Annotated in this window: 1 protein-coding gene; it reads left to right on the forward strand. The window is 60.9% G+C overall.

Annotation, left to right across the window (positions count from 1 at the left end; genetic code table 11):
- Positions 1 to 34: 34 nt before the first annotated feature.
- Positions 35 to 865, forward strand: an 831-nt coding sequence (locus PG892_RS22415; RefSeq protein WP_270825927.1) for an ISL3-like element ISAeme19 family transposase, incomplete at its 3' end; no start/stop codon positions are given.

Genomic DNA, 865 nt, shown 5'->3' on the forward strand with positions numbered 1-865 from the left:
CCAAACACACCACCACCATCACCCTGCTGTCGCCGTGCATCATATTGATATTGCCTCCTTCTGGCCAGGTTATACCGTCATCGCCCAAGCGCTTTCTGCCAACCATCACACCCTGTTTACCCTTGAGCCTCGCGCCGACTTCTTGCCCCGTTGTCGCCGATGCCTGCAACCCACGCCATTGATCCACGACCAACGTATCCGCCGGGTGCGTGAGCGAGACCTATTTGACCGACAAGTCTGGTTACAACTGCCTGTTCGCCGCGTCGACTGTCTGCGCTGTGGTCGCGTCAGTGAACATATCGACTGGCTCCCCTCTGGCTCCCGCCTCACCCGGCGCATGCAGTGCTGGATTGAAGCGCTCGTTCAGTACCTCCCCATCCGCCATGTCAGCCAGCTCACCGGGGTCGGTTGGCACACCATCAAGGAGATCGACAAGCGCCGTTTGCAGACCAGTGTGGGCACCATCGAACTTGGGGAGGTGCGGCGGCTGGTGATGGATGAGTTTGCCCTGCACAAGGGACACCGCTATGCCACCGTGATCATGGATGCCGAGCGAACCCGCGTCCTGTGGGTGGGGCACGGCAACAGCCGGGCCGCTATCCGTCCCTTCTTCGAGCAGCTCGGCGAGCGATGCCAGCAGATTGAGGCGGTGGCGATGGACATGAACACGGCGTTCGACCTGGAGGTGAAGCAACACTGCCCGCAGGCGGAGGTGGTCTACGACCTGTTCCACGTGGTGGCTCGCTATGGCCGAGAGGTGGTGGACCGGGTGCGAGTGGAGCAGGCGAATGCACTGAAAAGCGATAAACCGGCGCGAAAAGTGGTCAAAAGTGCGCGTTGGTTGCTGCTACGTAATCGGGCGAAG

Origin of the sequence: Aeromonas sp. QDB68 (genome assembly GCF_027707405.1) — a bacterium.
Lineage (GTDB): Bacteria > Pseudomonadota > Gammaproteobacteria > Enterobacterales > Aeromonadaceae > Aeromonas > Aeromonas caviae.